Genomic DNA, 26354 nt, shown 5'->3' on the forward strand with positions numbered 1-26354 from the left:
TAAGCCGGAATTCGTACTTATGTTTTTTTTGGCGGAAGGTTGGGTATAAGTAGTATTAAAACTGCGATTACCATGTCGTATGGATAAAGGGGAACTGCAGCCATGACATTAACGCCTGAGCAGCGCATTCAACTGCATGGGTTCAACAACCTGACCAAGTCGCTGAGCTTCAACATGTACGACATCTGCTACACGAAAACCAAAGAAGAACGCGAAGCTTATATTGAATATATCGATGAACAGTACAACGCGGATCGGCTGAGCAAAATTCTGAAAAATGTCGCAGACATCATTGGTGCGCATGTACTCAATATCGCGCAGCAGGATTATGTCCCCCAAGGGGCCAGTGTGACGATGCTTGTCTCGGAAGGACCGATCGTGGAGGTTCCGGAGGAATCATTTGAAGAATCCCCAGGTCCGCTCCCGGATAATGTGGTCATGCAGCTCGACAAGAGCCATATCACCGTTCATACGTATCCTGAATTTCACCCCAGTGAAGGAATCAGTACCTTCCGTGCCGACATCGACGTCTCCACCTGTGGGGAAATCTCGCCGCTGAAGGCTCTAAATTATCTGATCCATTCCTTTGACACGGACATCATGATCATGGATTATCGGGTTCGTGGATTCACGCGGGATACGAGCGGCCGCAAGCTGTTTATTGACCACGAGATCGGTTCAATTCAGAACTATATTCCGGACGAGATCAAAAAAGGCTTCGACATGATTGACGTTAACGTGTATCAGGAAAATATTTTCCACACGAAATGCAAGCTGAAGGCGTTTGACCTCGATAACTACCTCTTTGGTTATACCAAGGACAAGCTGAGCCAGGCGGAACAGCATGAAATTACGGAGTGGCTCAAGCTGGAGATGGATGAGATTTATTATGGCAAAAATATAAACCGTCCTTCTGTACAGAATTCCGATTCGTTATAATCCATCATCGGGCTATGCGCCCCACTAACAGGGCTTTGCTGACAACCGGGTCGGCAGAGCCTTTTTGCTGTCTTTCGGTAATTGTCTGGTATCCATAGTATAATAAACATACGAGATATTTTTCAGCTTACATGACCTAAAACCTAAAGCAGATACTAATACAAAAGAGGTGCACGCAGCATGGCTCCACGTAACTTGAATGCTTTTCACGGCTCCAAAGTCCGGCTCGCCGCCCCATGCCCGGAAGATTGCATGCGTCTGGCACGTTACACGGACAATTACGAATATTTGCGCAACCTGGATACAGACATTGCGGTTCCGCTAACCCCGGACGAGACGGGTTCATCTGCTGTCCGAAGAGACAACGGTTTTGAATTTGCCCTGCGAACACTGGAGGACAATCGATTTATCGGATTTACCGCCCTTTACCGAATTGAATGGAACAATCGCTCCGCTCGCCTTGCCATTGGCATTGGTGAAGATAAGGATCGCGGTCAGGGATACGGGAGTGATGCACTTGCCCTGATTATTCGGTATGGATTTCATGAACTGAATCTGAACCGGATTGCGCTGGAAGTGATTGAATACAATGAAGCTGCCAGACGGGCCTATCTAAAAGCCGGATTCCGGGAGGAAGGTCGGCAGCGCTCCGCTGTCTTGCGGGATGGAACCCATTATGACCTGATCTCCATGAGCATTCTGGCTGAGGAGTGGGCAGCTCAGACTGGACTTCCGCTGTCGTTTCAATCCACATCAACTTCAGCGAAACAGAAATCCGAATACGCAGCATCAACGCTGCCTGCTGCAGCTGCCTCCGACCAACCTCGCATTGGTGTCGGGGCCGTTATCCTGAACGAACGGAATGAGGTGCTTCTCGTATGGCGCAACCGCCAGCCGGAACAGTACACATGGAGTATTCCCGGGGGCAAAGTCGACCCTTACGAATCACTGGAAACGGCTGTCATTCGGGAGATCAAGGAAGAAGTGGATCTGGATATTAACATCGATCAATTGCTCTGCACCGCTGAGACGATTCGTCCGGAACGAGAAGAACATTGGATATCGGTCCTCTACTCGGCCCGGAATATCCGCGGCATCGCCCGGAACCTGGAAGAAGGCGGCGCAATTGGCGAGATCGGCTGGTTCCCGCTCCATGACCTGCCTTCCCCACTCGCCTGTTTTGCCGTACCTGCCCTAGAGGCAGCTAAGCGACTTTATATGGATTAGAATGGAGGTCATTCGGTTGAATCAATCCGAAGCAATTCACGCTTTATTTCAGGCAGCACAACACGGTGATGTGGCGAACCTGCAATCGGTTCTTGCTGCCTTCCCTGAGCTGGCCAACACCGAGAATGGAGATGGACTTACCCCACTGGGATATGCCTCGCATTATGGACAAGCAAATGCAGTTCGTACTCTCCTGGATCATGGAGCAGATGTAAATGCCATTTCGCATTCCAGGATCTCATTCATTCCTTCCAATACGGCGCTGCATGCAGCGCTTGCAGGAGAGCGTTCTTCAGAGGTCATCCGTTTGTTGCTGGAACATGGAGCATCTTGCAGTATCCTTGACAGTGATGGACAGAATGCTCTTCATTCTGCAGCATTCCATACGAATCAGGCTGAACTGATTCAACTGCTGCTTCAGCATGGTGCGGACCTGAATGCTCTGAATGCAGCGGGTCAAATTGCATTAGACATTGCGCTCGAGCGTGGCAACACTTCTACCGCCTCCTATCTGCGAGAAGCAGCTGCAACCAAATAGTAATCAACCGCATGCAAAGTGAAACACAACATGAATAACCGTCAGGACTCTTGTTGCACTACAAAGAGACGGCCTGGCGGTTGTTTGCTGTCTGCTTCAATGTAATGAACGAGAATTTGAGCAATGATCTACATATTTTTCTTAAAGCAAGAACCGATTGGCCCTTCACACGGTCTAATACGAAACAAAGCCATGAAAGGAGGCGCCATGTGACCCCTACAGAGCTTACCGTTGCCGCACAAAAAGGGGATGCTGAGGCTTTTGCAGCCTTGATGGCAATGCATCAGAGCCGCCTGTATCGGATCGCTTATGCTTACCTGCACAACGAGGGTGATGCCCTGGAAGCGATACAGGAGTCTACATACCGAGCATACCGCAAACTAAAAAAACTAAAAGAGCCTTCATACTTCGGCACCTGGCTCATTCGTATCCTGCTCAATTACTGTGCAGACGAGCGCAAACGGAAGAACCGTTACAGCCCCGTCACGGAGATGCACGAACCGAGCAGCTGGGATCGGCCCGAAGACCCGGATCTCGCCGCAGCAGTATCTGCTTTGGACCCGGATTGCAAGCAGATTATTATCCTGAGTTATTTCGAAGGATTCTCCCTGACCGAAACCGCAGAGATCCTCGACATTCCGGTTGGTACGGTCAAATCCCGACTTCACCGGACACTTGGACAGCTTCGTGCTCAGCTAGAAATGAAAGGAGATGCATGATTATGAACGATGAACAGAAGCAGTTTGAAGATTTGGAACAACGTCTGCATGGACGTAAAACGGAATACGATACGATCGCCGTCCCGGATGCTGCGGTGCAGCAGTCCGTACAGACCGGAATACGTCAGGCTGCACGCAGGCGCAAATCGCGGGTACGCTGGTACATGAGCTCGATTTCGGCAGCGGCCATCATCCTGCTGTTTACCGGATGCATCCGAGTCTCCCCCGCCTTTGCCTCCTTCGTGGAGCAATGGCCTGGCATGGAAGGCATCGTCAGCATGATTCGCCAGGACAAAGGCCTGCAGATGGCGATTGATCAATCTCTGCTGCAGAAGGTTGGTATCACCGACGAGCATGACGGTGCTTCCGTGACCATTGACGGGATTATTACCGACGAGTCACGCATGGTTATTTTTTATACGATGAAAGGCATGAAAGATCCCGAGAAGGGTGAGTATGATATCGAGTTGCTTGATGAGAATGGTGACAATCTTCCTGTTGCTTTTAGTTATTTCTCTCCTGGAGAGACTTCTGACAAGAATATCTATGAAAATTATATCGATGTTATCTTTACCGATGAAACTTCGCCTCCTGAAGAGTTAAGCGTAGTGTTCAAACCCAGAGATAAAGCACGGTCTGGTGAGTGGAAGGTGACATTACCGGTAGATAAAAATTTAACCAAAGGCATGAAAAAGGTGCTTCTGGTGAATCAAACCTTAACGGTAGATGGACAGCGTATCGAAGTGAAACAGGCTACACTTTACCCAACTCGTCTCGTGCTTGAAGTGGAATTCGATCCGAAGAATACCAAAGAGGTGTTTGGGTTGAGTGACCTCCAACTGGTCGATGAACAAGGTCGCGCATGGAGAACAAACACCTCGACAGGTGAGGATGAACGTTCCATCTACTTCGAGAGTATGTACTTCTCCATTCCAAAGAAGCTGACTTTACAGGGTTCTGGACTTTCAGGCCTGGATAAAGATGAATTGGAATTCTCTCTTAATTTGGAATCCGGCCGCATAACCGGAGGTCCTTCTACAATAGAGTTTATGGGAAGCGAAGTTGTTGGTAAAGACCGGATTCTGGAGTTCTCTGTTCCAGACATAAATGGCGGGTTCACTCTTGCTTTTACGGAAATAAAGGATGAGGCCGGCAAGACCTATGAAGTTCCAACCTCCAGTTGGCGTACTAAAGATGGGGATTCTTCAGGGATCACAACTGTCCACTCTACTGTAGAAAACGGAGCGAAAATAAAAGGCCATCTACAAATGAAGCTGAGCACTTATCCAATGAAAATCAAAGCACCGTTCTCTCTCGAAATTCCATTAGATAACTAATTTTAAAATAGCAGCTGGAATCAATAGGGATATTCTATATAATGGAAATCATATATCAAAAAACAATGATGAACAGAAACGGAGGCTTACACTATGAATCCCCCTTCCATCCGTTACCCCCAGCCGCTTGCTTCAGGAGACACCATTGGTGTGGCCGCACCTTCCAGTGGTGTGGATGAATCCCTGCATCATTATCTGAATGAGAGCAAACGAAATATGGAGCGACTTGGTTTTCACGTTCTGGAGAGTATCTGGCTGCGGCAAAATATCAAATGTGTAAGCTCATCCAAAGAGAACCGTGCAGAAGAGATAAACACCTTTTTCCATGATCCAGCTATCAAGGCCATCATTCCACCGTGGGGCGGAGAGTTTCTTATGGATATCCTGCCATTGCTGAATTGGGAAGCTCTGCGGTCACTACCGCCAAAATGGGTTCTGGGCTACTCGGATATCAGTACCTTTTTATTCGCCTATACCCTGCTCACGGGAACGGCTACAGCACATGGCACCAACTATGTGGACCTCAGATCGAACAAGCTCGATCCGGTGACCGCCCGCTGGATTGATGTATTACAGACGGGTCAGGGAGGACAGATTACGCAATCTTCCTCCACTCATTATCAATCAGCCTGGATACGGGAGTCACCCGGTTTCAATCTGGACACCCCTTCTCGCTGGAAACTTCTCGGTCAACCTGATGACGCGAACGCCGCTGTTACGTTCTCGGGACGACTCCTGGGCGGCTGTATGGATACCATCACCTGCCTAATCGGCACTCCTTACGCGCCGGTTGCATCGTATCTGGACCAGTATTGCGCAGATGAAGGCACCATCTGGTATTTGGAGAGCTGCGAGATGAACGCAGGGGATATTTATCGCCATCTGTGGCAGATGAGACAGGCCGGCTGGTTTGCTGGCGTAAAGGGCTTTTTGTTCGGCAGACCAGCGGGATATTCGGATACCGGAGATTTCAATTTTACCGATGCCTTGTCCTCTGCACTCGGGGATCTGAATGTGCCTGTACTTTACGATGTGGACCTCGGTCATATTCCTCCGCAGATTACTTTTGTGAACGGAGCACTGGGCCATGTCGATGTTCAGGCCGGACGCGGAGCACTTCAGATGTCATTTATGTGATCACCTTTTGTAGGCGGATGCATACCTTGAAGTGAGAACTTATTTCGAGGAAGGGTTGTGCACCATGTCTGAATCCACATCCACGCCATCCGCACGCGTCGTCTACCAGGCTAATCAACCGATGCTCCAATCCGTGCAAAGTGTGCGGAATATGCTTCATCATACAGCCCGGCAGTATGTGGGCCAGAAAGTACAGGTCCAAAATATCGATGGTCAGGTATGGGAAGGCGTCATCATCAGTGCTGATCGGGGAATTCTGTATCTCCAGGTTACACCAATGCATGGATACCCGGAGCCGCGCGCACTGTTTGGACCAACCATCCTGCCACTCGTGCTGTATGAGCTGCTGGTTATTACCCTGTTAATGTAGTCCCAACAATGTGCAATAACACAATATTCAAAAGGCTTCGCTCCTGTAACCTCCGGGGATCAGGGACGCAGCCTTTTTGGTGCTGCTGCAGAATATTGAGCGGATATATTAAAAATGTGTGTATGACTTTATCGCTCGTGCGGTATGTTTCCGTGTTAACGTGTGAAATATGATACAATGGTGTCGGCCCCAGGCCTTATCTCATAAGAAACGGAGCATGATCCCGCTTGGAATACAACTCTCTTGATCCCCTTCCCACGGTCCAGACCGAGAAGGAGATTCCGGAAAAGAATACGACTGAACAGTCCCGCGTGATTGCCATCTGCTTGTTGGCAGGCAAAATCATGCTGCAAAGCGGGGGCGAAACCTACCGTGTGGAAGATACGATGAAACGGATGGCTGCCGCCCTGGGACTCCCTCATTCACATAGCTATGTTGTACCGACAGGTATCTTTTTCTCGGTGGATGCTACCGAACCAGCCAAGCTAATTCGGATCTCCGAGCGCACCACAGATCTGGATAAGGTATCCGAAGTGAACGCCGTCTCCCGCCGCATAGGCCAAGGGGAACTCTCCGTTCAGGAAGCCCATGATCTGCTGCTGCAGATTGAAGGTAAACCCTCTTCCTATTCTGCACGGGTCAAACTGTTTGCCGCGGCACTATCGAGCGGTTGTTTTACCATCATGTTCGGCGGAGGCTGGGATGACTTCCTGCCTGCCGTGATCTGCGGAGGAATCGGTTATGCCGCAGTTATTGTTTTTCACCGGCTGGTGCTGGTCAAGTTTTTCGCAGAGCTCAGCGCTTCTTTTGTTATCGGCTTGCTCGCCTTCTTACTTGTTGCTATCGGAGCTGGACATGAACGCGACAAAATCATTATTGGATCGGTCATGCCGCTCGTACCCGGACTCCTGATTACCAATGCGGTGCGTGATTTGATGGCTGGACATCTGGTGTCCGGGTTATCCAAGGGAGCTGAGGCGTTCCTGACGGCGTTTGCCATTGGTACAGGCATTGCGGTTGTATTTTCACTTTTTACGTAAGACGGAGGTATGCAGGTTATGCTTCATTTTATAGAACAAGCCCTGACCAGCTTTGTCGCTTCGGCTGCGTTTGGCATCATATTCAATGCTCCACGCCGCATGCTGCTTCATGGCGGCTTCGTCGGCATGATCGGCTGGATTATCTATGTCGTGCTGGAATATGCAGCAGATGCCGTTCCTGCCACACTTGCAGCTACCATCGCTGTTGGTGTGATCAGCCAAATGTTCTCCCGTCTGTTCCGGGCGCCGGTCATTATCTTCAGCGTTGCGGGTATCATTCCACTCGTCCCTGGTGGTCTCGCTTATAACGCCATGCGCAGTTTTGTACAGAATGACTACAGTGCTGCCATCGAGATGGCTGCCAAAGCACTAATGTTATCCGGAGCCATCGCTGTAGGACTTGTCCTCTCTGAAGTTCTCAACCAGATGATACGCCGGCTGCCTGGCGTACTAAGAGCCAAGTCCTAATCGGTTCTGGAATTACATATCGACTTATACATCAGACGGTCATAGAAAAGGCCCGCTGCATCAGGATTCAACCTGATTGTAACGGGCCTTTTAACATGTAATGTTTTGGGTGATTGCTTGGTAAGAATGGATTACTTTACGAATGTGTTTTTCACCCGGACCGACTTCAGAAAATATGGGATGAAGATGCAGCATGTCAGTATCGATCTGATGGTTAAATTCCGTGCGGGAGTTGTATCGAACGCGTTCAGCGCTCCTGGAATCTCAGTCTGACCAATCATGATCCATGTCCCGATGGCAGCCAGCACGTTAGCCAAGTACAGTATGATCATCATGCGTGGAAACTGCCTTTTTTTCATATACAACAGGACCAAATTCACAATAACGATAATCAGAAGAATGACGTTACTTATCGCTCCGTACCATAATAACGGGTTCATGACACGATAGTACAGGTCCAGATCCGCTTCACTGAACATTCCCCGACTGGCTGGATTCATGATAACAGAAACCTGGGACAGATCCACAACCAGTAACAGCAGCGAAGCAATTAAGCTAATCTGAATTAAAATAAGCCAGCCGCCCAATCCGGATATTCCAGGCAGCTCCACCCTTGTCCCGGGTTCAGAAAATAATGATCTTGTGTCAACCTCGGTGATACGTTCTTGATCTCCCATCTCATCCTCCCTCTAAACTGTTAAAACGTACATTATACCTCATGATCCATATTTTGTGTTGTAAATCAGGAGATATAATCCAACAGGTTGGATCCTAGCTCTACCGTCCTGCACGGTTCATTACTGATGCAAACAAATCTGCCGCTGCACCACTTCCCGAACGCATGTAATGTTCCGCATCGGTGTGGTCAAATCCCATCCAGACAGCTGCAGTCCACTTGCTCGTGTAACCGACGAACCACAGATCCCGATTACCCTCCCTGCCGATTCCAGGAACTGCTGCCTGTGTCGTTCCCGTCTTCCCCGCCACCTTATACCGGCTCAGCTGGGCCCGGCTGCCGGTTCCCTGGCTAACCACATTTTGCAGCATCATGGTCATTGTATTAGCCGTATTGGATGTAATCACCTGCTTGTTCTCGGGTCGATACGCGTAAATGATTTGTCCATTCGTGTCCCTAATCTCTCGAATTAGATGTGCTGTATTGAATCTGCCATCATTCGCAAACACGGAATAGGCCTGGGCCATTTTCAGCGGTGATACTCCTTTATGTACACCTCCCAGCCCAATGGAGAGGTTCAAATCTTCCTGATCCAGTTCAATCCCCAGTCGGCTTGCAAACTCATGTGCCTGCTTCAGCCCCGTCTGATTCAGAAGCCATACCGCTGGTGCATTAATGGATTTCTGGAGTGCAAATGACATCGTGACAGAACCTCTATACTGTCCTCCCAGATTGCTTGGTCGATAACTGCCATACGATGTGCGTTTGTCAGGCAGCATGCTCTCCGGCTTAAAATGACCCGATTCCAGAGCTGGACCGTACGCAATAATCGGCTTAAATGCCGAACCAGGCTGCCTTGCGTCGGTGATTGCCCGGTTCATGCCACCTGTCACTGGATTTCGTCCACCCATCATCGCTTTCACTTCACCATTATGCTGATCAACTATAACCATACTTGCCTGTACCTGTTCATCTTCCCGATCATCGTTAAAATGTGAGGGGTCACGGAATGCTTCCTCCATGGCAAGCTGCGCCTGGCTGTCGAGTCCGGTGTGAATGGTCCATCCTGCAGATTGAATATCCGTTTCTCGCCTGCCCGTGAGACGAGCAGCTTCCTTCATCACTGTATCGACCGCAGATATATAATCCGGCATAGGTTGATCTGCTGCAGCTGACACAGATGCTGCTTCGGGCGGTGTATAGTCCACGCGGCGCGCTTCCTGCATTTGTTCTTGGGTAATCAGCCCCTGTTCGTACATGAGAGTAAGGATAACGGAACGTCTGTGCTTGGATCGCTCATAATCATCCACCGGATTATAGATGGAAGGCCCCTTGGGAATACCCGCCAGCGTAGCGATCTGCCATAGCTCAAGCTGATGCAGGTCTTCATGGCCGAAGTAACGCCTTGCGGCGGCTTTTACTCCATACTGCTGGCGCCCCATATAAATATGATTCAGATACATTTCCAGCAGTTCATCCTTGTTAAATCTCTTCTCCAGCGAAATGGCTATCGACATTTCGTTCACTTTCCGCACGAGCGTTTTCTCTCCGTTCAAGTACAGATTTCTGGCCAACTGCTGCGTAATGGAGCTGCCTCCCTGACTCCAATCCATATGTGCGATATCCTGCACAACAGCCCGGCTTATACCGATATAATCGATCCCTTCATGCTGATAAAAACGGCGGTCTTCCGTAACCAGAAATGCCTGTATTAACAGCTCCGGCATGTCTTCGAGATCCGCATATTCTGCAAACCCGCTCGACTGCGTACGGAATCTGGCAATTTCAGCTCCAGTCGAGTCAGTAATAACGGTCGAAGAGGCTTTGGCTGTGGCCTCCGGATGATTACGCACCATAGCCTCACCGTATAGAGCCATATAGAGACAACCCATTAGTAACAAAACAACAACGACTACTGCTGCGTCAAAAATATAATAAATTCCCTTCTTTATCTTCTTTCTCAATATCCCTGCTCCTTGCCTTCCTGTTCTTCCGGGAAGGCATGTTCACGCGCATCCAGGTGAACGGACTCAAGCGCATGCTGTAACAGTAATGTCTGTTCATAGGCAAGCCTAACCCAATGCTCTATCTCGGCTTCGTCTCGGCAGTGTCCTTTCATTATTTCCTCCAGAGCAGAACGAACACCATACAGCATCAGTTTAATCGGCAATTCGGATTGCGCTGAACCTCGCTGCACTTCATCTCTTTTCATCATTTCATAAGCATGATTATCGAGACCTGGAGAACATTCAGTCAGTGAAGCGAAATCTTCACGTCCATTCAACTGTCCCTTATGCATGCAAAGCGCGATCTCATTCAGGTTGGCTGCGATCTGCCGGAGCTCACCTCGATTCAACACCTCAATCGGGGCGGGGATCTGCCCCGCAGCCATCTCCTGTGTTCCCAAGGTAATCCGATTCATATCGTCTGAAATTTTTTGGGATCGAATCCAAAAAAACAGAGCAAATAAGGCTCCTCCGATGAATATCAAGAAGGGCCTTGTTCCGACATGGTTGATTCCCCAGTGGACCATACGAGTGAACCCTGTCGCCTCAGACAAGATGTGATGATAAGCGAAACGTGACATGCGATAAACGACAAACAGGAGCATGGCGCTAAGCAGCGCACTTGCTCCACAGATGTATATGTATCTTAATCTGACTGTACGTAATGAACCTCTCATATTCGGTCTCCTCCTCCATTTAAGTAGATCCTTGTGGATTGAGGTTAAGCTTACCGAATACTTCTTAATAAGGAAGTGGTTAACTTCTTATCATTTTCTTAAGATAGGCTGCTTCTGTTACCTTCCCTGTTCCTCTGAAACATGATGAACAGAGGCAGGAGCCAGCGGGAAGCGGGTCACAAAATCGGTTCTGCCATTCTCACTGAATGCGGCGATATGGCCATGATGCAGCTCAATCATGGATTTGGCAATAGCGAGGCCAAGCCCCGTGCCTCCCGTTTCGCGCGAGCGGGATTTGTCGACCCGGTAGAACCTTTCGAATAAATGAGGCAGATCCTGAGCCGGGATAGATTCTCCATAATTACTGATACGGACCACTGCTTCTCCCTCATCAAGGGATAATGCAATTTCAACCACTTTCCCTTGTGCTCCATACCGGATTGCATTGCTGAACAAGTTCTCGTAGGCCCGGACAAGCTCTCCCGGAGCTGCCATAATCCACAGCGGCTCCTGACCGCCAGTGATCTTGTACGTCATGCCTGCCTCTTCCAGCATGGGAGCAAACTCCTCAGCCAGCTGCATCAGGAACGGATTCAGATTAAGCGGTGTCAGAGACATGGGAAGGCTTCCACCGCTAACACGTGTATACTCGAATAAATCATCAATCAATTTCCGTAAGGTTAAGGATTTCTCATATGCAATGCTGACATAATAACGCATTTCAATCTCGTCCTGGTACCGATCCTTCTCGATGTACTCCAGGAAACCAAGAATGGAGGTCAGCGGCGTTCTAAGATCATGAGAGATACCCGTAATCAGGTCATTCTTAGCAGCTACCGCACTTCGCTCTTCCTGCAGAGATTGCTGCAATTGCTCGGCCATCTGATTGATGCTGGCAGCAACCACGCCGAATTCGTCCGATGTCTTCACCTCGATCCGGTGTGACAGTTCCCCTTTGGCCACCTCCTGGATGCCGTCAGTAATTTCATCCAGAACCAGCATCACCCTGCGCGTGAACAGGAAAAAGAACAGTACAAAAGCTAGCACGCCGATCATAATCATCAGCGGAACAGAACCAACATGGTTAATCAGCCAGCGGATTCCTCTGGCTGGAATGGAGTAATCGGGATATACCTGAGCTGCCAGAATCGATTGCACAACCTTGCTGCCGCCATACAGAATAGCTGACGTCAAAATCCCGCTCAGCATAAAGGCATAGATAAACTTCCACCGAACCGTATTAATCAATTTTGAATTCATTTACAAGACTCCCTGCTCATGTGCTTCAACTGCCATGCAACGTAGCGATATAATCGAGCATTCGTGTTACGGTTTAATCATTTTGTAGCCGACACCCCACACAGTTTGAATAAACTTCGGATGTTTGCTGTCGACTTCAATTTTCTCGCGAATCTTCCGGATATGTACCATCACCGTATTATTTGATTCCATAAATTCTTCTTTCCATACCTGTCTATAAATTTGCTCCATGCTTAATACAGAGCCTTGATGACGTGCAAGCAGTTCCAGGACGGCAAATTCTCGCGGAGTCAGCCGAACAGGCTGCTCGTCTACCCAGACCTCATGTGTATCCGTATTGATGACCAGATCATCGATGACCCATTCATGCTCCTTGTGTTCCCGTCCTTCATTGAACGTATAGTACCTGCGAAGCTGGGATTTGGCCCGGGCAACAAGTTCGAGGGGATTAAACGGCTTGGTCACATAATCGTCCGCACCAATGCTTAGTCCCGTTATCTTGTCGATATCCATGCTCTTGGCGGACAGCATGATGATGGGCATCTTCTGCTCTTCCCTGATCTTCATGCACGCTTCGATTCCGTCCATATTCGGCATCATGACATCCAGAATAATCAGATCGATCTGTTCTTTCTTCAGTTGTTCCAGTGCTTCGAGTCCGTCACTTGCCGTCAAAACCCTGTAACCTTCATTGCCGAAATAAATCTCCATCAGTTTAATAATTTCCTGCTCGTCATCCACAAGCAGAATGGTAGCTGGCTGTGCCACGGCATTATTCCTTTCGATTCCATGAATCATTGATTCTTCAAATTATACCACCGGGGAACGAATCTGCGAAAATCATCATGATCTTCCCGAACACGCTCAATCTTGTCCATCATGTCATTCGTTTCTTCCGGCTTCACCTGCTGGATCCATACTACAGAAGATACAAGCGCCATTGCTGTGTATAAGGAATACAATCTCCAGAACTGCTCGTCAGGCTCATTCCCGCCAAAATAACCCTGAATCTGTCCAATGGAATAGGGAATACTCGTCTCGGATGCAAACAGGCCCAGCTTCAGAAATTCATGAACCGGATCACCCTGGTCAAAGCGGTTGAAATCTATGACTCCTGCAAGCTTATCATCCTTGATGACAAGATTGCCCGGATGAAAATCATCATGCTGGAATCCATCGGGCCGATGTTTCATCCAGTCCAGATTCTCCTCGATAAATGCCAGAACATGCTGATCATGTTCCATTTTGACAGAACACTGTCTATACTTCTCCACATAACGCTTATGCTTCTTGCTCTTGCGAACGTACCACGATTCTGCTTGGTCCTCTACCTTGAAGCGATGGATCTTTCGCAGTTCTGCACCTGCTTCCATGCCTACATCCCATTGACTTTGTTGGCTCATGTGGGGAAGAGCCTCCGATGCTTCTTCACCCTCGATATAGCCAAGCAGCATATAACCATTCTCTTCATCCAGCCGTCCCATGCTTATCGGTAATGGACAGCGGACCCCCAATTCCCGCATGGCAGTCATGCATTGATATTCAGTCCTTTTCAAAGATTCCTGAGACAGGTGATATGTACGCAGCAAAAAATGCCCCTGATCCGGGACAAAGACCTTACATTTCAGATCCGATGAATAACCCCTCAACAAGGGCTCCACCTCTGTTACCTGATGCAGTTGAGGAATGTTCTGGAGCAAGCCTTGTAACGCCTGATATGTGAGATTCCGTTTCAACTCATGGCCTCCGCTCTTATTGTATAGATAGTATCGTCCGTCTATTGATCCTTTAACCTATTGCAGTACCGGACTCGCAAGCTTCTATGTATTGTATTAGAACGATCTGATTCAGGCAGTACCAAAAAACCTATGTATTCAATTAGTCAAACAATACGCCTTGGACTCTCTCCCCGTCAGGGTCAGCATTGTATATAGCTGCCCTCTATGATGATAAACGTGCCCCATAATCTCGAGCAGCCATTCCAGACGACTATAGGACGCCCCCCAATAGGAATCGGTTACCTTCAGCAGTTCCTCCGTGTTAAATTGCCTGTACCGTTGATACAAATACATCTGATTCTCAATAAGAGCCTGCTTGATCTCGCTTAACGTACGGGGTTGATTCTCTTCATAAAATGCAGCCATCTCCTCTTCCGAGGCACCTTCTGATATGTACACGCCTGCACGACAGATCATCGACAAATGCGAGAGCAGCTCACCAACCGGTGGTTTCCCCTCAATCGGAGTCAAAGTCAAATCCTGTTCGGACAGCTCATCACAGATATCAATCAATGATGCGACTGCCACATCAATATGTTTGAATGCAGATTGAATCACCGATATCACTTCCTTTTCATCCCATTATACAGAACGTATGATCGTATTTCAATCAGTATTACACCCCCTATATATATAAACAAGCTACCTAGCAAAACCAACATTCACGAACAAAAAAAGTCCCTCCTCCATCATATAGACGGAATCAGGGACGTTTTGTTGCTTCTATACATTCAATCTGGATTTTAACTTGAGTATAACGAACAATAGGTTTGATCAAATCTTCCGGCAAACAGATCAGACTTACGAATGAAAAACTGCAGTTCTCCGCAGTCCCACCACTGGAAACCAATGGCGTCATGGGTATCTATCTTAAGAAGCAGCAGTGTATCCTCCAGTTCCTGCCGTGTGCGGTCCGGATCACCGCCATAATGGACGGTCAGCTTGTTCTCGCATTTCTCTTCATCATACTCGTATTCTTCACCAAGTACGATCTGTAACAGGGCTTGATGCTCTGCATCCGGGTGCTGGCCGTCAGGGTAACCGAACATTCCGCCCCAATTCTGGGTACTCGGATGATTCCAGTCCGATTCGAATTCAAGATACCGCTCATACAGCCCCCCTTCCGGGTCTGCCACTTCATTCTCGCCCGTCTGCTGTACGGATAGTGCATTCAGCGCCTGGGCATCAACATAAGCATATGTAGGAAACTCCAAATTAGGCAGTACCGTAACGGCATGTGCAGCAAATTCGGTCTCCAGCGCGGTAACGCCTTCAGGCTCACGCCTAGTCAAGTTATGCGAATCCGGCTCATAGATCACATGATGTTCAATATTGTAGGCGGGCTCATCGACTCCAATAAAAAAGTAGAGCATTCCCCGTTCAGGCAAGCTCACGCGCCCATCATTCGGGGTATATGGAAGCAAGTCCACAAGATTCAGCTGGGCAAGAAAAGTCATCGGCACACCATCCTGTGTCAGCGGCCACTGGATATGCTCAGGGAGGTCCGGATTGCCGCCCACACGTGAATTGCCCGTTCGGCGATATTCATCGAGTGTCGATACATCCAGCCGGATTCCCCAGCGACTTGAGGATACCAATAGATCAGCGGCAGTGCCCAATCCGTACTCCTCCAGCGTTTTGCGAGCTTTTCTAGTCAGACGTTCACATTGTTCGGGTTTAATCATTCAGATCCTCTCCTTCAGCCAATACATCTATGGTGAGACATATTCACGTTCACACCTGTATATTCTTCCGGGACGAGTTCTTTCCCTGCTTGTGGTCAAAAAAAGAGACCCACAGAACCATCCGCAGGTCTCCTTTCATATACAACCTTGTTAACGAATCTGCTCAGACGAATCACGCTGTAAAGCCCGAATGTGCTCTTCTCCATCGAGAAACTCATGAGCCTGATGCGCAGCCATCACGCCATGGTAGCTAATATCCAGTCCCAGATCTTCCTCTTCTTCCGTGGAGCGAACAGGTACCATTTTGCCAATGAGCTTCAGACCGAACCAGGTCATGACAAAGCCCCAAATGACAAGCGCCGCGAGTCCCAGTGCCTGAACACCGAGCAGCTTCCAGCCACCGCCCATGAATAACCCGCCGTCTGTGGCGAACAGCCCTACAGCAATCGTCCCCCACATCCCGGATGCCGCATGAACAGGGAAAGCACCAACCGGATCATCGATCCGGCGACGTTCAAGCCAATTGGTTGCTGCCATCATGAGCAGGCCGGATACCGCACCGATAAAGATCGCTGCTGCATCGCCAACAAATGCACAGCCTGCCGTAATCCCCACCAGACCGGCAAGGGATCCATTAATGACGGAAGGAGCATCTGAACGTTTGAAGCGGAACAGCGTGTATAACATCGTAACCGCTCCACCCGAGGCAGCTGATAGCATGGTGACAATCGCAATATGGCCGATTCTTGCATCCGTGGCGCTCAGTGTGCTCCCGGCGTTGAAACCGAACCAGCCAAACCACAACAGAAATGCACCTACGGAAGCAAGCGGAAGATTGCTGGGAAGAGCAATTGCACTCACGCCATGAGGCGTGTATTTGCCTTTGCGCGGACCAATAATGATCGCTGCAGCCAAGGCCGAGAATCCTCCCAGGGCATGAATGACAGCCGATCCGGCAAAATCCTGCATGCCCAGCTCGCTGAGCCAACCGCCGCCCCATGCCCAGTGACCGCCAACCGGGTATATTATAGCCGTCATCAAAATGATATACAGGAGGTAGGCCCGGAAGTTGATCCGTTCTGCTACCGCACCTGATACGATGGAAATAACGGCGATGGTGAACGCCGCCTGGAACAGCCAGAACGTTTCAAGCGATACAGGCACGTCGATATGAGACAGATCACCATTCAGGAAGAATCCCGTAACTCCAACAAACCCTCCGGCATCAGAGCCGTACATCAATCCGAATCCAACAGCATAAAACAGTAATGTGCCTATCGTAATGTCGGCAAAAACCTTCATAATAATGTTCACACTATTTTTATAACGGACAAACCCGGCCTCCAGGAGGGCAAACCCACCCTCCATCAATAAAATCATGGCCGCACTCAGTACCACCCAGACCGTATCGATCCCGGAGCTTAACGTCTCCAAAGTCATGCTTGTACATCCTCCGTTTCACTAAGCTGTCTGATCTCGCGGATCATATCGGGCGGAAGCTCAATCTCGCCTTTCTCCTTGATGTGAGGATGCTCGATTTGCTCCATAATCCGATCCAGTTCACGAATATGACGGCGGATCTGTTCCATCTTGCGAAAGCGCTCCTTCACCTGCACCATATATTCCACGGCCTGATGATGGGAGGCAGGACGGCCTGCGAACCACTTCCGCACGGGCGACATGGATTGATAGGCGACTTCCTCCGCACGCTTCTTTTGTTCAAATTGTTCAATTTTATGTTTGAGGGTTCCAATCTCATTTTCTTTTTTGACCTTCAGCTGCTCGATAAGGTACAATAAATCGGACGATGATATTTGCAATGCTGTATGGTGGTACACCTCGTCGATTACTAACATATCATGTCAGGACTCCTTACATATCAAGTTACTTGTTACCGATTATAGTTTGCCGTGGTCTGCTCGTCAATCTTTTTTTGGAGTCCAATTATTTGGATGAGAAGTCGTTCTTCGCAGACGGCTTTATTTTTGTTTGTATAATTACACATAACAACATTAATTCGGCATGAACCCATGTATAAGGAGAGGAATGCACATGTTAACTCGCAATGACGATATTCGGCATGAGATCTGGCAGACCGTCTCGGAGCTGGACGAAGAACAATTGAACCGAAAACCTGCACCGGAGCAATGGAGTGTTATGCAGGTACTCCGTCACTTGAACCTGATGGAGCGCATCATCGTGAAGCAAGCTGAGCTTGCTCTGCAGAAGGAACAAAATGTGACCGTCGATAAAAAACCTTACGAGCTTTCACTGGACCGCAGCCGTTCCCTTGATGCTCCACCCCATCTGCAGCCTCCAGCAGAGCCGGAATCCCTAGCTGACGTTCGCCGGGATCTGGAACAATCCCATCAGGCATTGACTGATTTCGTCCAAAACAATGACTCCTCCCTGCTGCGGAGCAGGTCTTTCCCTCATCCTGTATTTGGAGAGATGGACCTTGCCCAGTGGGTTGATTTTGCAAGCTATCATGAAGAACGCCATCTCGGGCAGATCAAGGATATCAAGCAGGCGCTCGGATTTTAAGAGCTCTCCTCATCCAAAATAAAAACGTAAAAAACCTCCAATGCACGTCAGCGTGAATTGGAGGTTTTTTTAGTTCGAAGTAGTCATTAATAATTAAAATACTGATCATGGCTCATAGCCTGACAGCAGATCATTTACATTATTTTTTTGCCCAAAATCGCCAGATCCCGGTTCACACCGTCCAGTACAGCCACTTCCGGATAGTAGCCCCATTGCTCAAAGCCATGCTTGCGCAGCAAACCAAGACTTGGTTCATTATGTCCAAAGACAAAGCCAAGAATCGTTGTAATTCCCAGCGCAGGACAAGCAGCAAAAATTGTATTTAACAAACGTCCACCAGCCCCGATACCCCGGCATTGCTCATCGACGTACACACTGACTTCCACCGTACCGTTGTAAGCTGGCCGCCCGTAAAATGAACTCAGACTGGCCCAGGCCATAACTTGTCCTTCAAGTCTCATCACCCAGAGCGGACGACGGTCCGGTGAATGCTCCTCAAACCAAGGCACGCGCTGCTCAACCGTAACAGGCTCCAGGTCTGCTGTCACCATCCGGCTCTCGATTGTGGAATTATAAATCTCCACAATTCTCGGCAAATCCTCAAGACGCGCATATTCAATCTGCACACTATCCAGCTTCATCTCTACTCCCCCATCATTCCAGATCGAACTCTAGTATGACGAATATTATAACGGAGAAGGCAAGCAGACGTCATCCCCCAAACATTCCTATGAAAAAGCAAGGGAATATCATACCATGAACGGTTTACTCCATTGCATTTAGTTGATTGCTTTACTCTCCACAGGTGAAGAAAGTCTAATCAAGGTCGATGGCTGTCCAAATGCCATGGAAGAATCTATAAAGCTCTCTAGAGATTGAACAGAATCTGTCAAAACCTTGATTAAATAATTGTACGATCCAGCCAGCCGATGACACTCCATCACACTTGTATGATCTTTGCAAAACGCTGTGAACTGTTCACACTTTGTATTGTTATAGAGGATAAACGCTGTGATAGGTTTGTCTATTTTGTCCGGATTGATGATTGCTTTATAGCCAGCGATAATCCCTTTCTCTTCAAGCTTCTTAACTCTCTCGTTCACTGCAGGGGTAGATAACCCTACTTTTTTCCCTAATTCCGTAAAGGAACACCGGGCATTTTCCTGCAAGTGTAATAGTATGTCTCGATCAATCTCATCCATGGTTATAACTCCTCATTAAGAATTTTAAAGTGAAACACTATTTTTTCAATTAAAAAGAAAGTCATTCTATAAAATTACAATCAGATCATTATGTAAGGGAAGCAACGTATTTATTAAAATTAAATCATTAGAACGTTTCAAAAAAATAAAAATACAGGAGGTCTTTACCTTTGTCTTTGGAAATGAGAAATACCTGTGAAACATGCGAAAGCAGGCTCCATACGGATTCTTTAGCGTATATTTGTACGCATGAATGTACTTTTTGCCATGAGTGTACTGTGGAAATGAAGTATGTGTGCCCTAATTGTAAAGGAGAACTTGTACAAAGGCCAAGAAGTGAAGCTTCATTAAGTTGTCCCCTTTCACCTGTTAAATGAACAAAAGCAGTCGATCATGGATCGGCTGCCTTTTTTAAAATTTCTCGTTGAGCTTCCTTATTCCCTATCCTCAATATCATTCATGAATTTCAAGACAGCTTCATTCATCTCCTTGGATTGGGTCCAATGAAGGTAATGATGACCTTGCAAAGGGATGATTGTACTCGCAGGATGATCCGTAAGTTGGGTTTGTAAAAAAGTAAATAGCGATTTACCATCCTCCCTCACCCTGTCATCTTCTCTGCTAAAAAACAACACAGGCATATCTGATGGAAATGATATATGAGCTGTTTTTTTCACATTATCACCCAATTCATTGGTCTCTTGAACGACATTTTCGTTGTAAGCATTCCATGCTGTAATGGCTTTGGTCATTGCTAGATTCTTGTCCGAATAAGTACCCTCACTCGCAAGGGGAAGATAATTACGAGCATCCAGGGAGATGGCGAGTCTAGCCAATCCAGCGGGTGCCACATATCTCATATAACCTGGCATGGATGGAGGAGTTTCATTGAAGTAATCGAGAGCTGCTGGCCACGTTGCGTCTATGCCTACAACCGCCTTAACCTCTTCAGGATATTCACGAGCATAGTACATGCTATACATTCCGGAAACAGAATGCGGCATTAACACATATGGCCCAGGGATATTCAATTGCTGCAGTGCACTTCTCAGTTCCCCAACGATGTGTTCCACCGTTCTTTTCTCATCGGTCATATCACTCCAGCCATATCCGAACGGCTCTACCACGACAACTTTGTTATGTGTGGACATTTCATTCATTAAAGGCTCAAAATCCAGTACAGGCGAGGCAGTTCCCAGGCCGCTTAATAACACAATGGTGTTTGGTCCGTTCCCTTTTGTGTAGACATGCATCCGTCCATTCTCCACTTGGATATACTTTCCTATTGCCGGGTATTGATCTCTTTCTACCAGCTTCATGATGTGATGAAAGCAAATCCAGATGAGTACAACCGACAACATGAATACAAGCATTCTCTTGAAGAGGGTTAGAATCTTACTTTTCTTTTTGACACTCACTTGATACTCGGCTCCCCTCCATATTTTTTTCGTCGTCAAAATGCCTTTTTCATTCCTCCATTTGTTATTGATGCTTTACGTTGAGAACGATCATAACCCTCCAGGTTAAAGGTGAAGTACGGACCCAGTTTAAGTTAAGTTTAAATTTTTGGTTTTTTTCATCTTTCTTGATAGTGGATGGTCAGTGGTGTATTGCAATTTGAGTGCTGTTGCCTGCCTACAGGAAATATTCATGCACTTCCACCTGTTAAAAGAAGCCAACCCGTCATATAAGGACGGGTTGGCTTCGCTTCTTGAAAGGCTCTTTTCGTAAAAATTGTTACTTTCAATTATAACAATGAGCAATTTACTTTTTATGGTATTATATAAATCAAAACATCCTAAAAGGAGTGTGTAATATTGAGCAGTGAGAGTACAATCATTATTTCTCCATTAAGTTATGACTTAATAGAGGATATCAATAAGACAAATGATTCTTTTAACATATATGGTAGAGTTGTCCCCAGTTTACAATCAGGAAGATGGTCTTATACAGAAGAACTTTATGATGAAACGAGAGAAACACGTTTTCCAGATGACCAACTTGATTGGAGCCATTATATAAACCGAGAGGATAAAGCTTTGTTTTTAGCTTATATGAATAATACTTGCGTAGGACAAATTAGAATCATTAAGGATTGGAATCGCTTCTGTTATATTGAAAACATTGCTACTAAAAAGGATTATAGAGGCAGTGGCGTCGGAAAGCTGCTCTTGCATAAAGCAGAAGAGTGGGCCAAACAAAGAAATCTGATCGGAATGTCCCTGGAAGCACAAGATGATAATCTAGGTGCATGCCGATTTTATGTGAAACAAGGATTCATACTAGGTGGAGCTGATACACTGAAGCAGTCATATACTCCTAATATTGAGACCACTCTATACTGGTATAAGTTATTCAAGTAACGGGGCTTTAGAGAATACAATACAGTCTCTCCAACATAGGAGTGGCTGTTTTTTTATATCTCACATGTCGTCTATTTTTACGAAAGTCACCTCTGGAAAGTAGCTATTCGGTCCTTTCAATAAGGTTCCATTTTGATGTTTTAGATACAAATCGAAGAAATCTAGCATGTAGGCATTGATAGCGAAGTTAGCTCTTGCGGGCGCAATCTTTCCTGTAATGCCTAGCAGGTTGAAAATTGGTGAAATGAACTGTACATCGGTAAAATTCAAGTGTTCCGTATTTTCGATATAAAGGATTTGCCCCCCTTCGTCGGCCGCTAGTCGCATCCGGTCAAGTTCTAACTTTTTGTCTTCCGTTACTTGATCCTCCCACTCTCTTGTTGAACCCATACGTTTAAGCTCTTCATCCGTGTATACCCGGTTTTCCATCACCATTTTTAATTTTTCGAAATAGCTTTCCGAGTTGATAAACAAAAACGGCTTTTGCAGACCCTCTCTGTCACTCAAACGATAAAGCCCTCCATCAAGGTCTATTCCGACCGCGATTCGCGGATCGTATGAAGCGTCATAAGCTGTCGCTCCGCCGATAGAATGACCGAACACCCCAATATGACCGAGATCCAACCTTCCCTTTAGATTACTTGGGATCTGTCCCGATTGGATAAGCTCGAACTGGTCCAGCGTAAAGATTACATCGTTAGTTAACACTTCTCCCAACTTGTCGCGAATGCTTCTACTCTCCCTATAATCCTGATCCGGCGAAAATAAGGCGTTGGTTGTGTCGGTTGTGATTCGACCGTCTGGAAACTCGGTTGCAATTGTATTGTAGGTGTGGTCAATCACTGCCACGATATATCCGTTGCTCGCGAGATGTTCAGCTTGCGTCGTGTGGAGGAACCTCGAAGAGCCAAAACCGGGACTTGCAATGATCAATGGGTATGTTTTCTGTTTCGAAGAGACTTTGGCCTCCAAATAAGCATGATTGGATACATACTGAAGGTGCTGAAACGTAAACCCGGGAAGGCCATAATTCCCAGCCATATAACGTAAAATCTCAGTATCAGGAATAAAGGGAGCGTAATGGCCAGTGCCAGCCTGAGCCGGATACCATACCTGAACCATCAATTCCCTTTTACCTTTCGCGGTTTTCCCAAACATCTCCTCGCGGCTTGAATCAATAAAATGGAAAGCTTGCGTGCCAACTTTCAACTCACCGGTTGGCACCGGAAGGTTGAAGACGGGAAACACGTAGAGGAGGCACCCTGTTGCAAATAGCCCTATCCCGATAAAAAGCCTCCCGAGTACCCTTCGCATTCGTGAGACATTCCGAACGACTTTCGGCTTGATGAACATGCCAATAAGCGAAATGATAAACATTAGGATTATGAATCCGTATAGAAATAAAAGCTGAATTCTGTATCCTTCGACAAGCAAATGGACCACTACAAAAATGAAACTCGCTCCGCTTGTCACGAGCAGGATTGATTTTCGAATACGTTGATTATTGACGAACAGGAGCACCAACAAGCAAACACTACAAAAGAAAAGCAGCATTTCTAAAAGCCTCACGCCAACTCCCCCTTAAAAATAATCCTATATGTGGATTAGTCTAAAGGAGCAGCTATGTGACTGCCATTGATTTAAATGACAATTGCCTTACACACTTGTAAGAATCTTCAACTTTATCAGTTATAAGTGCATGGTATTTCTTTTCAGCGTGATCCATTTTACTTACCTTCTTTCAAGAACTGCTCGATCCGAGCTTTAATTGAATCGCGGACCTCAGCGAATGTATCTGTGATTTCTTCCTCTGTACCTGTCGCCTTGGCTGGATCATCGAAGCCCCAGTGCCATCTTTCAGCTTTATCATTACGTACAACTGGACAATTATCTTTGGCATGACCACAAAGCGTGATGATGTAGTCTGCTTGTTTTAAAATCTCAGGATCAATCACATCTGATGTATGACTTGAAATATCGATTCCAGCTTCTTTCATTGTTTGAACAGCACGAGGATTTAAGCCATGGGCTTCTAATCCTGCACTTCTCACCTCATATTTATCACTACCAAGTGCCTTCAAAAATCCATCAGCGATTTGGCTTCTGCAAGAGTTTCCTGTACACAAAAAGTAAACAAGTGGTTTGTTGTTCATGATTATTGATCTCCTTTATCTTTGGCTTGGCTTACTTGTACTTTCGCTTCGCCCATTTTTGAGTTAATTAACGTTTTTATGATCATAGCGATAACAACCAATGCTACTGTGATTACGGCAATCATTAACCAAACATTTATGTTTGTTGAATGAATCAAGTGTAGCCACAAATACAGTCCAGTTAACGTGATAAAGAGCGTTGGGATGGTGAGCACAATCCCGATTTTGAAATAACTTCCCCACGTGATTCTTACATCCTTACGGGACAGTACATTTAGCCACAAAAGTGTGGCGAGCGATCCGATCGGTGTAATTTTTGGACCCAGGTCACTACCGATAATATTGGCATAAATCAGCGATTCCCGGATGACACCTTGCGTACTCGTTCCATCAATAGCAAGCGCATCAATCATCACTGTGGGCATATTGTTCATTACCGAAGATAATATTGCAGCCAGAAAGCCCATACCCAGTGTGGAGATGTAGAGCCCCTGGTGAGCAATAGCTTGAATGACCTTACCAAGTTCATCCGTCAATCCCACATTTCGCAGTCCATAAACGACGACGTACATACCAATGGAGAAAATCACAACTGCCCATGGAGCCCCTTTAATGAGCTTCCACGTTTGAATAGCGTGACTCCGCCTTGCAGCTAATATAAACAAGATGGCAATAACCCCAGCGATAACAGACACCGGAACTTGAATGAACTCGCTCATCAAGTATGCCACCAGTAGCACGGCTAAGATCACCCAAGATATGTTGAACAGTTTCTTGTCCTTGATCGCTTCAGCTGGCTTTTTGAGCTGACTGACTTCGTAGTTCCCTGGAATGCTCTTTCTAAAGAACAAGAACAGGACCAGAATACTCGCTAATATTGAAAAGAAATTCGGAACAATCATACGACTTGCGTACTCCACAAAGCCAATGCCAAAGTAATCAGCAGAAACGATATTGACGAGGTTACTAACGACGAGCGGAAGTGAAGTTGTATCTGCAATAAAACCACTTGCGATGATAAAAGGTAAAATCATCTTTTGATCAAATTTGAGCGCTCGGACCATAGCAAGTACAATGGGCGTTAAGATCAGTGCGGCACCGTCATTTGCAAAGAACGCTGCCACACCTGCTCCAAGCAGCACAACATAAACGAACATCAGCTTGCCATTACCTCTTGCGAGCCTTGCCATGTGCAGTGCAGCCCATTCAAAAAATCCGACTTCATCTAAAATCAGAGAAATTAAGATAATGGCTACGAAAGCAAGCGTGGCGTTCCATATGATTCCTGTGACCGTACCTACATCGGATAGACTGACGACCCCAAAAAGGAGAACAAGGACAGCTCCAGCTGACGCTGACCATCCAATATTAAGCCCCTTAGGCTGCCAAATCACAAAAGTCAATGTAAGCAAAAAGATTAAAATCGCGATAATGGTCATGCTTCCTCCTGAGGACCGCAGCAGTTTTTCAATCCTGCTATTTTATCTTTCATGGATGGCAGATAGGGATACACACACTGAACATATGCTTCTGCATCTGGATTAAGAGAGTAGTACACCCACTGCCCTTTTTTCTTTTCATTAAGGAGACCGGCTGCCTTTAGTTTTCGAAGATGCTGACTGGCGTTTGGTTGTGACATGCCAATAATGTCTGTGATATCACATACACAAAGTTCTTGTTCCTGAAGTAGGGCAATAATTGTCAAACGTGTCTTATCAGCTAATAACTTATACGCCTCAGCCATCTCCTGAATGTTTTGTTCCATATGTACACCCCCTGTAATTATTCTCGTCGGTTTCTTTAATGATAAAAGCATATAATAAGTCACTTATATAAGCAATGACGAATATAAAGAGATCTAGTACTCCAAAAAAAGTCGGCAATATAAATGACCGACCTTGCTCTCGAACTAAAAATTCACATTTTGACTTTATAAAATAATGACCGTCTTTCATCTTAATTATATCTTTCGTTTGATATTCAATGACTCCACCTTGATCTAATAAGTCATTATGCTCATATACCTCTACGTGTCATTGTTTTAAGATTGCATTATTAAGTTGTGCTGCATACGAATTACTCAAGCATAATACATTTAACAACCTGCCCGTTAGTTGAATAAAGCCAGCCGATCAAAATAATCGGCTGGCTTTATGTTCATTATTGAACGATCTTCTCCTTTGCGTAACATCTCTTATAAAATTTTATATTTCCGTACCGCCCGATCCGAGTCAT

The 26354-nt window shown here is 46.7% G+C and carries 29 protein-coding genes and 1 pseudogene; 13 read left to right on the forward strand and 17 right to left on the reverse strand.

The genetic code is table 11. The features are described from left to right. The first annotated feature begins 102 nt into the window (after positions 1-102). The 10 genes and pseudogenes from speD (at position 103) to ABIC22_RS02250 (ending at position 7775) form a co-directional block, all read left to right on the forward strand. A complete protein-coding gene (gene speD / locus ABIC22_RS02205; RefSeq protein WP_095289300.1) occupies positions 103-939 on the forward strand; it encodes an adenosylmethionine decarboxylase in 837 nt (278 codons plus the stop codon). 180 nt (positions 940-1119) lie between these two features. After that, positions 1120-1611, forward strand: a pseudogene (locus ABIC22_RS02210) (GNAT family N-acetyltransferase); the annotation flags it as partial. A gap of 123 nt (positions 1612-1734) precedes the next feature. Continuing rightward, a complete protein-coding gene (locus ABIC22_RS02215) occupies positions 1735-2166 on the forward strand; it encodes an NUDIX domain-containing protein (RefSeq protein WP_354485819.1) in 432 nt (143 codons plus the stop codon). A 16-nt stretch (positions 2167-2182) separates the two neighbouring features. Beyond that, positions 2183-2704 carry an ankyrin repeat domain-containing protein gene (locus tag ABIC22_RS02220; protein WP_354477815.1) on the forward strand — a complete coding sequence of 174 codons (522 nt, stop codon included), beginning with the start codon at positions 2183-2185 and terminating at the stop codon, positions 2702-2704. A gap of 209 nt (positions 2705-2913) precedes the next feature. Continuing rightward, positions 2914-3423, forward strand: coding sequence for an RNA polymerase sigma factor (locus tag ABIC22_RS02225; RefSeq protein WP_354477818.1), 510 nt, complete (start codon positions 2914-2916; stop codon positions 3421-3423). 2 nt (positions 3424-3425) lie between these two features. Further along, positions 3426-4760: a DUF4179 domain-containing protein gene (locus tag ABIC22_RS02230; protein WP_354477821.1), complete on the forward strand. Its 1335-nt coding sequence runs from the start codon at positions 3426-3428 to the stop codon at positions 4758-4760. A 93-nt stretch (positions 4761-4853) separates the two neighbouring features. Further along, positions 4854-5897 (forward strand): S66 family peptidase, encoded by a 1044-nt coding sequence (locus tag ABIC22_RS02235; RefSeq protein ID WP_354477824.1) that lies wholly within the window; start codon positions 4854-4856, stop codon positions 5895-5897. Between the two features lie 64 nt (positions 5898-5961). Next, a complete protein-coding gene (locus ABIC22_RS02240; RefSeq protein WP_095289295.1) occupies positions 5962-6267 on the forward strand; it encodes a hypothetical protein in 306 nt (101 codons plus the stop codon). A 344-nt stretch (positions 6268-6611) separates the two neighbouring features. Continuing rightward, positions 6612-7307, forward strand: a complete 696-nt coding sequence (locus ABIC22_RS02245; protein ID WP_483312574.1) for a threonine/serine exporter family protein — start codon at positions 6612-6614, stop codon at positions 7305-7307. An 18-nt stretch (positions 7308-7325) separates the two neighbouring features. Then, positions 7326-7775, forward strand: coding sequence for a threonine/serine exporter family protein (locus ABIC22_RS02250; RefSeq protein WP_127539625.1), 450 nt, complete (start codon positions 7326-7328; stop codon positions 7773-7775). Positions 7776-7906: 131 nt separating this feature from the next. Here ABIC22_RS02250 and ABIC22_RS02255 read toward each other — a convergent pair whose 3' ends face one another. The 10 genes from ABIC22_RS02255 to ABIC22_RS02300 form a co-directional block, all read right to left on the reverse strand. Next, a complete protein-coding gene (locus ABIC22_RS02255) occupies positions 7907-8452 on the reverse strand; it encodes a DUF2569 domain-containing protein (protein WP_354477827.1) in 546 nt (181 codons plus the stop codon). A 100-nt stretch (positions 8453-8552) separates the two neighbouring features. Then, on the reverse strand, positions 8553-10415 hold the full coding sequence (locus ABIC22_RS02260) for a transglycosylase domain-containing protein (protein ID WP_354477830.1): 1863 nt from the start codon (positions 10413-10415) through the stop codon (positions 8553-8555). Then, the gene (locus ABIC22_RS02265; protein ID WP_354477833.1) at positions 10412-11134 is read right to left on the reverse strand and encodes a HAMP domain-containing protein; all 723 of its coding nucleotides are present in this window, start codon (positions 11132-11134) and stop codon (positions 10412-10414) included. Before ABIC22_RS02265 ends, ABIC22_RS02260 begins: the two co-directional genes overlap by 4 nt. A gap of 117 nt (positions 11135-11251) precedes the next feature. Further along, positions 11252-12394: a sensor histidine kinase gene (locus tag ABIC22_RS02270; protein ID WP_354477836.1), complete on the reverse strand. Its 1143-nt coding sequence runs from the start codon at positions 12392-12394 to the stop codon at positions 11252-11254. 66 nt (positions 12395-12460) lie between these two features. Further along, on the reverse strand, positions 12461-13192 hold the full coding sequence (locus tag ABIC22_RS02275) for a response regulator transcription factor (RefSeq protein WP_170948143.1): 732 nt from the start codon (positions 13190-13192) through the stop codon (positions 12461-12463). Next, on the reverse strand, positions 13189-14130 hold the full coding sequence (locus ABIC22_RS02280; protein ID WP_354477839.1) for an aminoglycoside phosphotransferase family protein: 942 nt from the start codon (positions 14128-14130) through the stop codon (positions 13189-13191). The genes ABIC22_RS02275 and ABIC22_RS02280 overlap by 4 nt, the downstream gene beginning before the upstream one ends. Positions 14131-14268: 138 nt before the next feature. After that, positions 14269-14730: a DinB family protein gene (locus ABIC22_RS02285; protein WP_127539631.1), complete on the reverse strand. Its 462-nt coding sequence runs from the start codon at positions 14728-14730 to the stop codon at positions 14269-14271. A gap of 185 nt (positions 14731-14915) precedes the next feature. Further along, positions 14916-15857 carry a YwqG family protein gene (locus ABIC22_RS02290; protein ID WP_354477843.1) on the reverse strand — a complete coding sequence of 314 codons (942 nt, stop codon included), beginning with the start codon at positions 15855-15857 and terminating at the stop codon, positions 14916-14918. Positions 15858-16007: 150 nt separating this feature from the next. Further along, positions 16008-17297, reverse strand: a complete 1290-nt coding sequence (locus ABIC22_RS02295) for an ammonium transporter (RefSeq protein WP_127539633.1) — start codon at positions 17295-17297, stop codon at positions 16008-16010. Then, positions 17294-17713 carry a hypothetical protein gene (locus ABIC22_RS02300; protein WP_127539634.1) on the reverse strand — a complete coding sequence of 140 codons (420 nt, stop codon included), beginning with the start codon at positions 17711-17713 and terminating at the stop codon, positions 17294-17296. The genes ABIC22_RS02295 and ABIC22_RS02300 overlap by 4 nt, the downstream gene beginning before the upstream one ends. A 196-nt stretch (positions 17714-17909) precedes the next feature. Between ABIC22_RS02300 and ABIC22_RS02305 the strand changes: the two genes are divergently transcribed. Beyond that, on the forward strand, positions 17910-18401 hold the full coding sequence (locus tag ABIC22_RS02305; RefSeq protein WP_164764325.1) for a DinB family protein: 492 nt from the start codon (positions 17910-17912) through the stop codon (positions 18399-18401). 134 nt (positions 18402-18535) lie between these two features. On the opposite strand, the gene ABIC22_RS02310 is transcribed toward ABIC22_RS02305, so the two are convergent. Together ABIC22_RS02310 and ABIC22_RS02315 are read right to left on the reverse strand one after the other, a co-directional pair. After that, entirely contained in the window at positions 18536-19042 is a 507-nt protein-coding gene (locus ABIC22_RS02310) for a GNAT family N-acetyltransferase (protein WP_127539636.1), read from the reverse strand. Between the two features lie 138 nt (positions 19043-19180). Continuing rightward, a complete protein-coding gene (locus ABIC22_RS02315; RefSeq protein WP_354477848.1) occupies positions 19181-19603 on the reverse strand; it encodes an Lrp/AsnC family transcriptional regulator in 423 nt (140 codons plus the stop codon). A 170-nt stretch (positions 19604-19773) separates the two neighbouring features. Between ABIC22_RS02315 and ABIC22_RS02320 the strand changes: the two genes are divergently transcribed. Beyond that, positions 19774-19980, forward strand: a complete 207-nt coding sequence (locus ABIC22_RS02320; protein ID WP_354477850.1) for a DUF1272 domain-containing protein — start codon at positions 19774-19776, stop codon at positions 19978-19980. Between the two features lie 57 nt (positions 19981-20037). Here ABIC22_RS02320 and ABIC22_RS02325 read toward each other — a convergent pair whose 3' ends face one another. Continuing rightward, positions 20038-21021 (reverse strand): alpha/beta fold hydrolase, encoded by a 984-nt coding sequence (locus ABIC22_RS02325; RefSeq protein ID WP_354477853.1) that lies wholly within the window; start codon positions 21019-21021, stop codon positions 20038-20040. A 399-nt stretch (positions 21022-21420) separates the two neighbouring features. On the opposite strand from ABIC22_RS02325, the gene ABIC22_RS02330 reads away from it, so the two are divergent. Further along, positions 21421-21966, forward strand: a complete 546-nt coding sequence (locus tag ABIC22_RS02330; protein ID WP_354477856.1) for a GNAT family N-acetyltransferase — start codon at positions 21421-21423, stop codon at positions 21964-21966. A 60-nt stretch (positions 21967-22026) separates the two neighbouring features. Here the strand turns inward: ABIC22_RS02330 and ABIC22_RS02335 are convergent, their stop codons facing one another. From ABIC22_RS02335 to ABIC22_RS02350, 4 genes are all read right to left on the reverse strand, one after another. Further along, positions 22027-23535 (reverse strand): alpha/beta hydrolase family protein, encoded by a 1509-nt coding sequence (locus tag ABIC22_RS02335; RefSeq protein WP_354477859.1) that lies wholly within the window; start codon positions 23533-23535, stop codon positions 22027-22029. A 158-nt stretch (positions 23536-23693) separates the two neighbouring features. After that, positions 23694-24119, reverse strand: coding sequence for an arsenate reductase (thioredoxin) (gene arsC / locus ABIC22_RS02340; RefSeq protein ID WP_174818725.1), 426 nt, complete (start codon positions 24117-24119; stop codon positions 23694-23696). Positions 24120-24121: 2 nt separating this feature from the next. Beyond that, positions 24122-25558 (reverse strand): arsenic transporter, encoded by a 1437-nt coding sequence (locus ABIC22_RS02345; protein ID WP_127539642.1) that lies wholly within the window; start codon positions 25556-25558, stop codon positions 24122-24124. Further along, positions 25555-25884, reverse strand: coding sequence for an ArsR/SmtB family transcription factor (locus tag ABIC22_RS02350; protein ID WP_127539643.1), 330 nt, complete (start codon positions 25882-25884; stop codon positions 25555-25557). Before ABIC22_RS02350 ends, ABIC22_RS02345 begins: the two co-directional genes overlap by 4 nt. Positions 25885-26354: the final 470 nt, after the last annotated feature.

This window comes from Paenibacillus sp. PvP094, from assembly GCF_040546835.1.
In the GTDB taxonomy this organism is placed as follows: domain Bacteria; phylum Bacillota; class Bacilli; order Paenibacillales; family Paenibacillaceae; genus Paenibacillus; species Paenibacillus illinoisensis.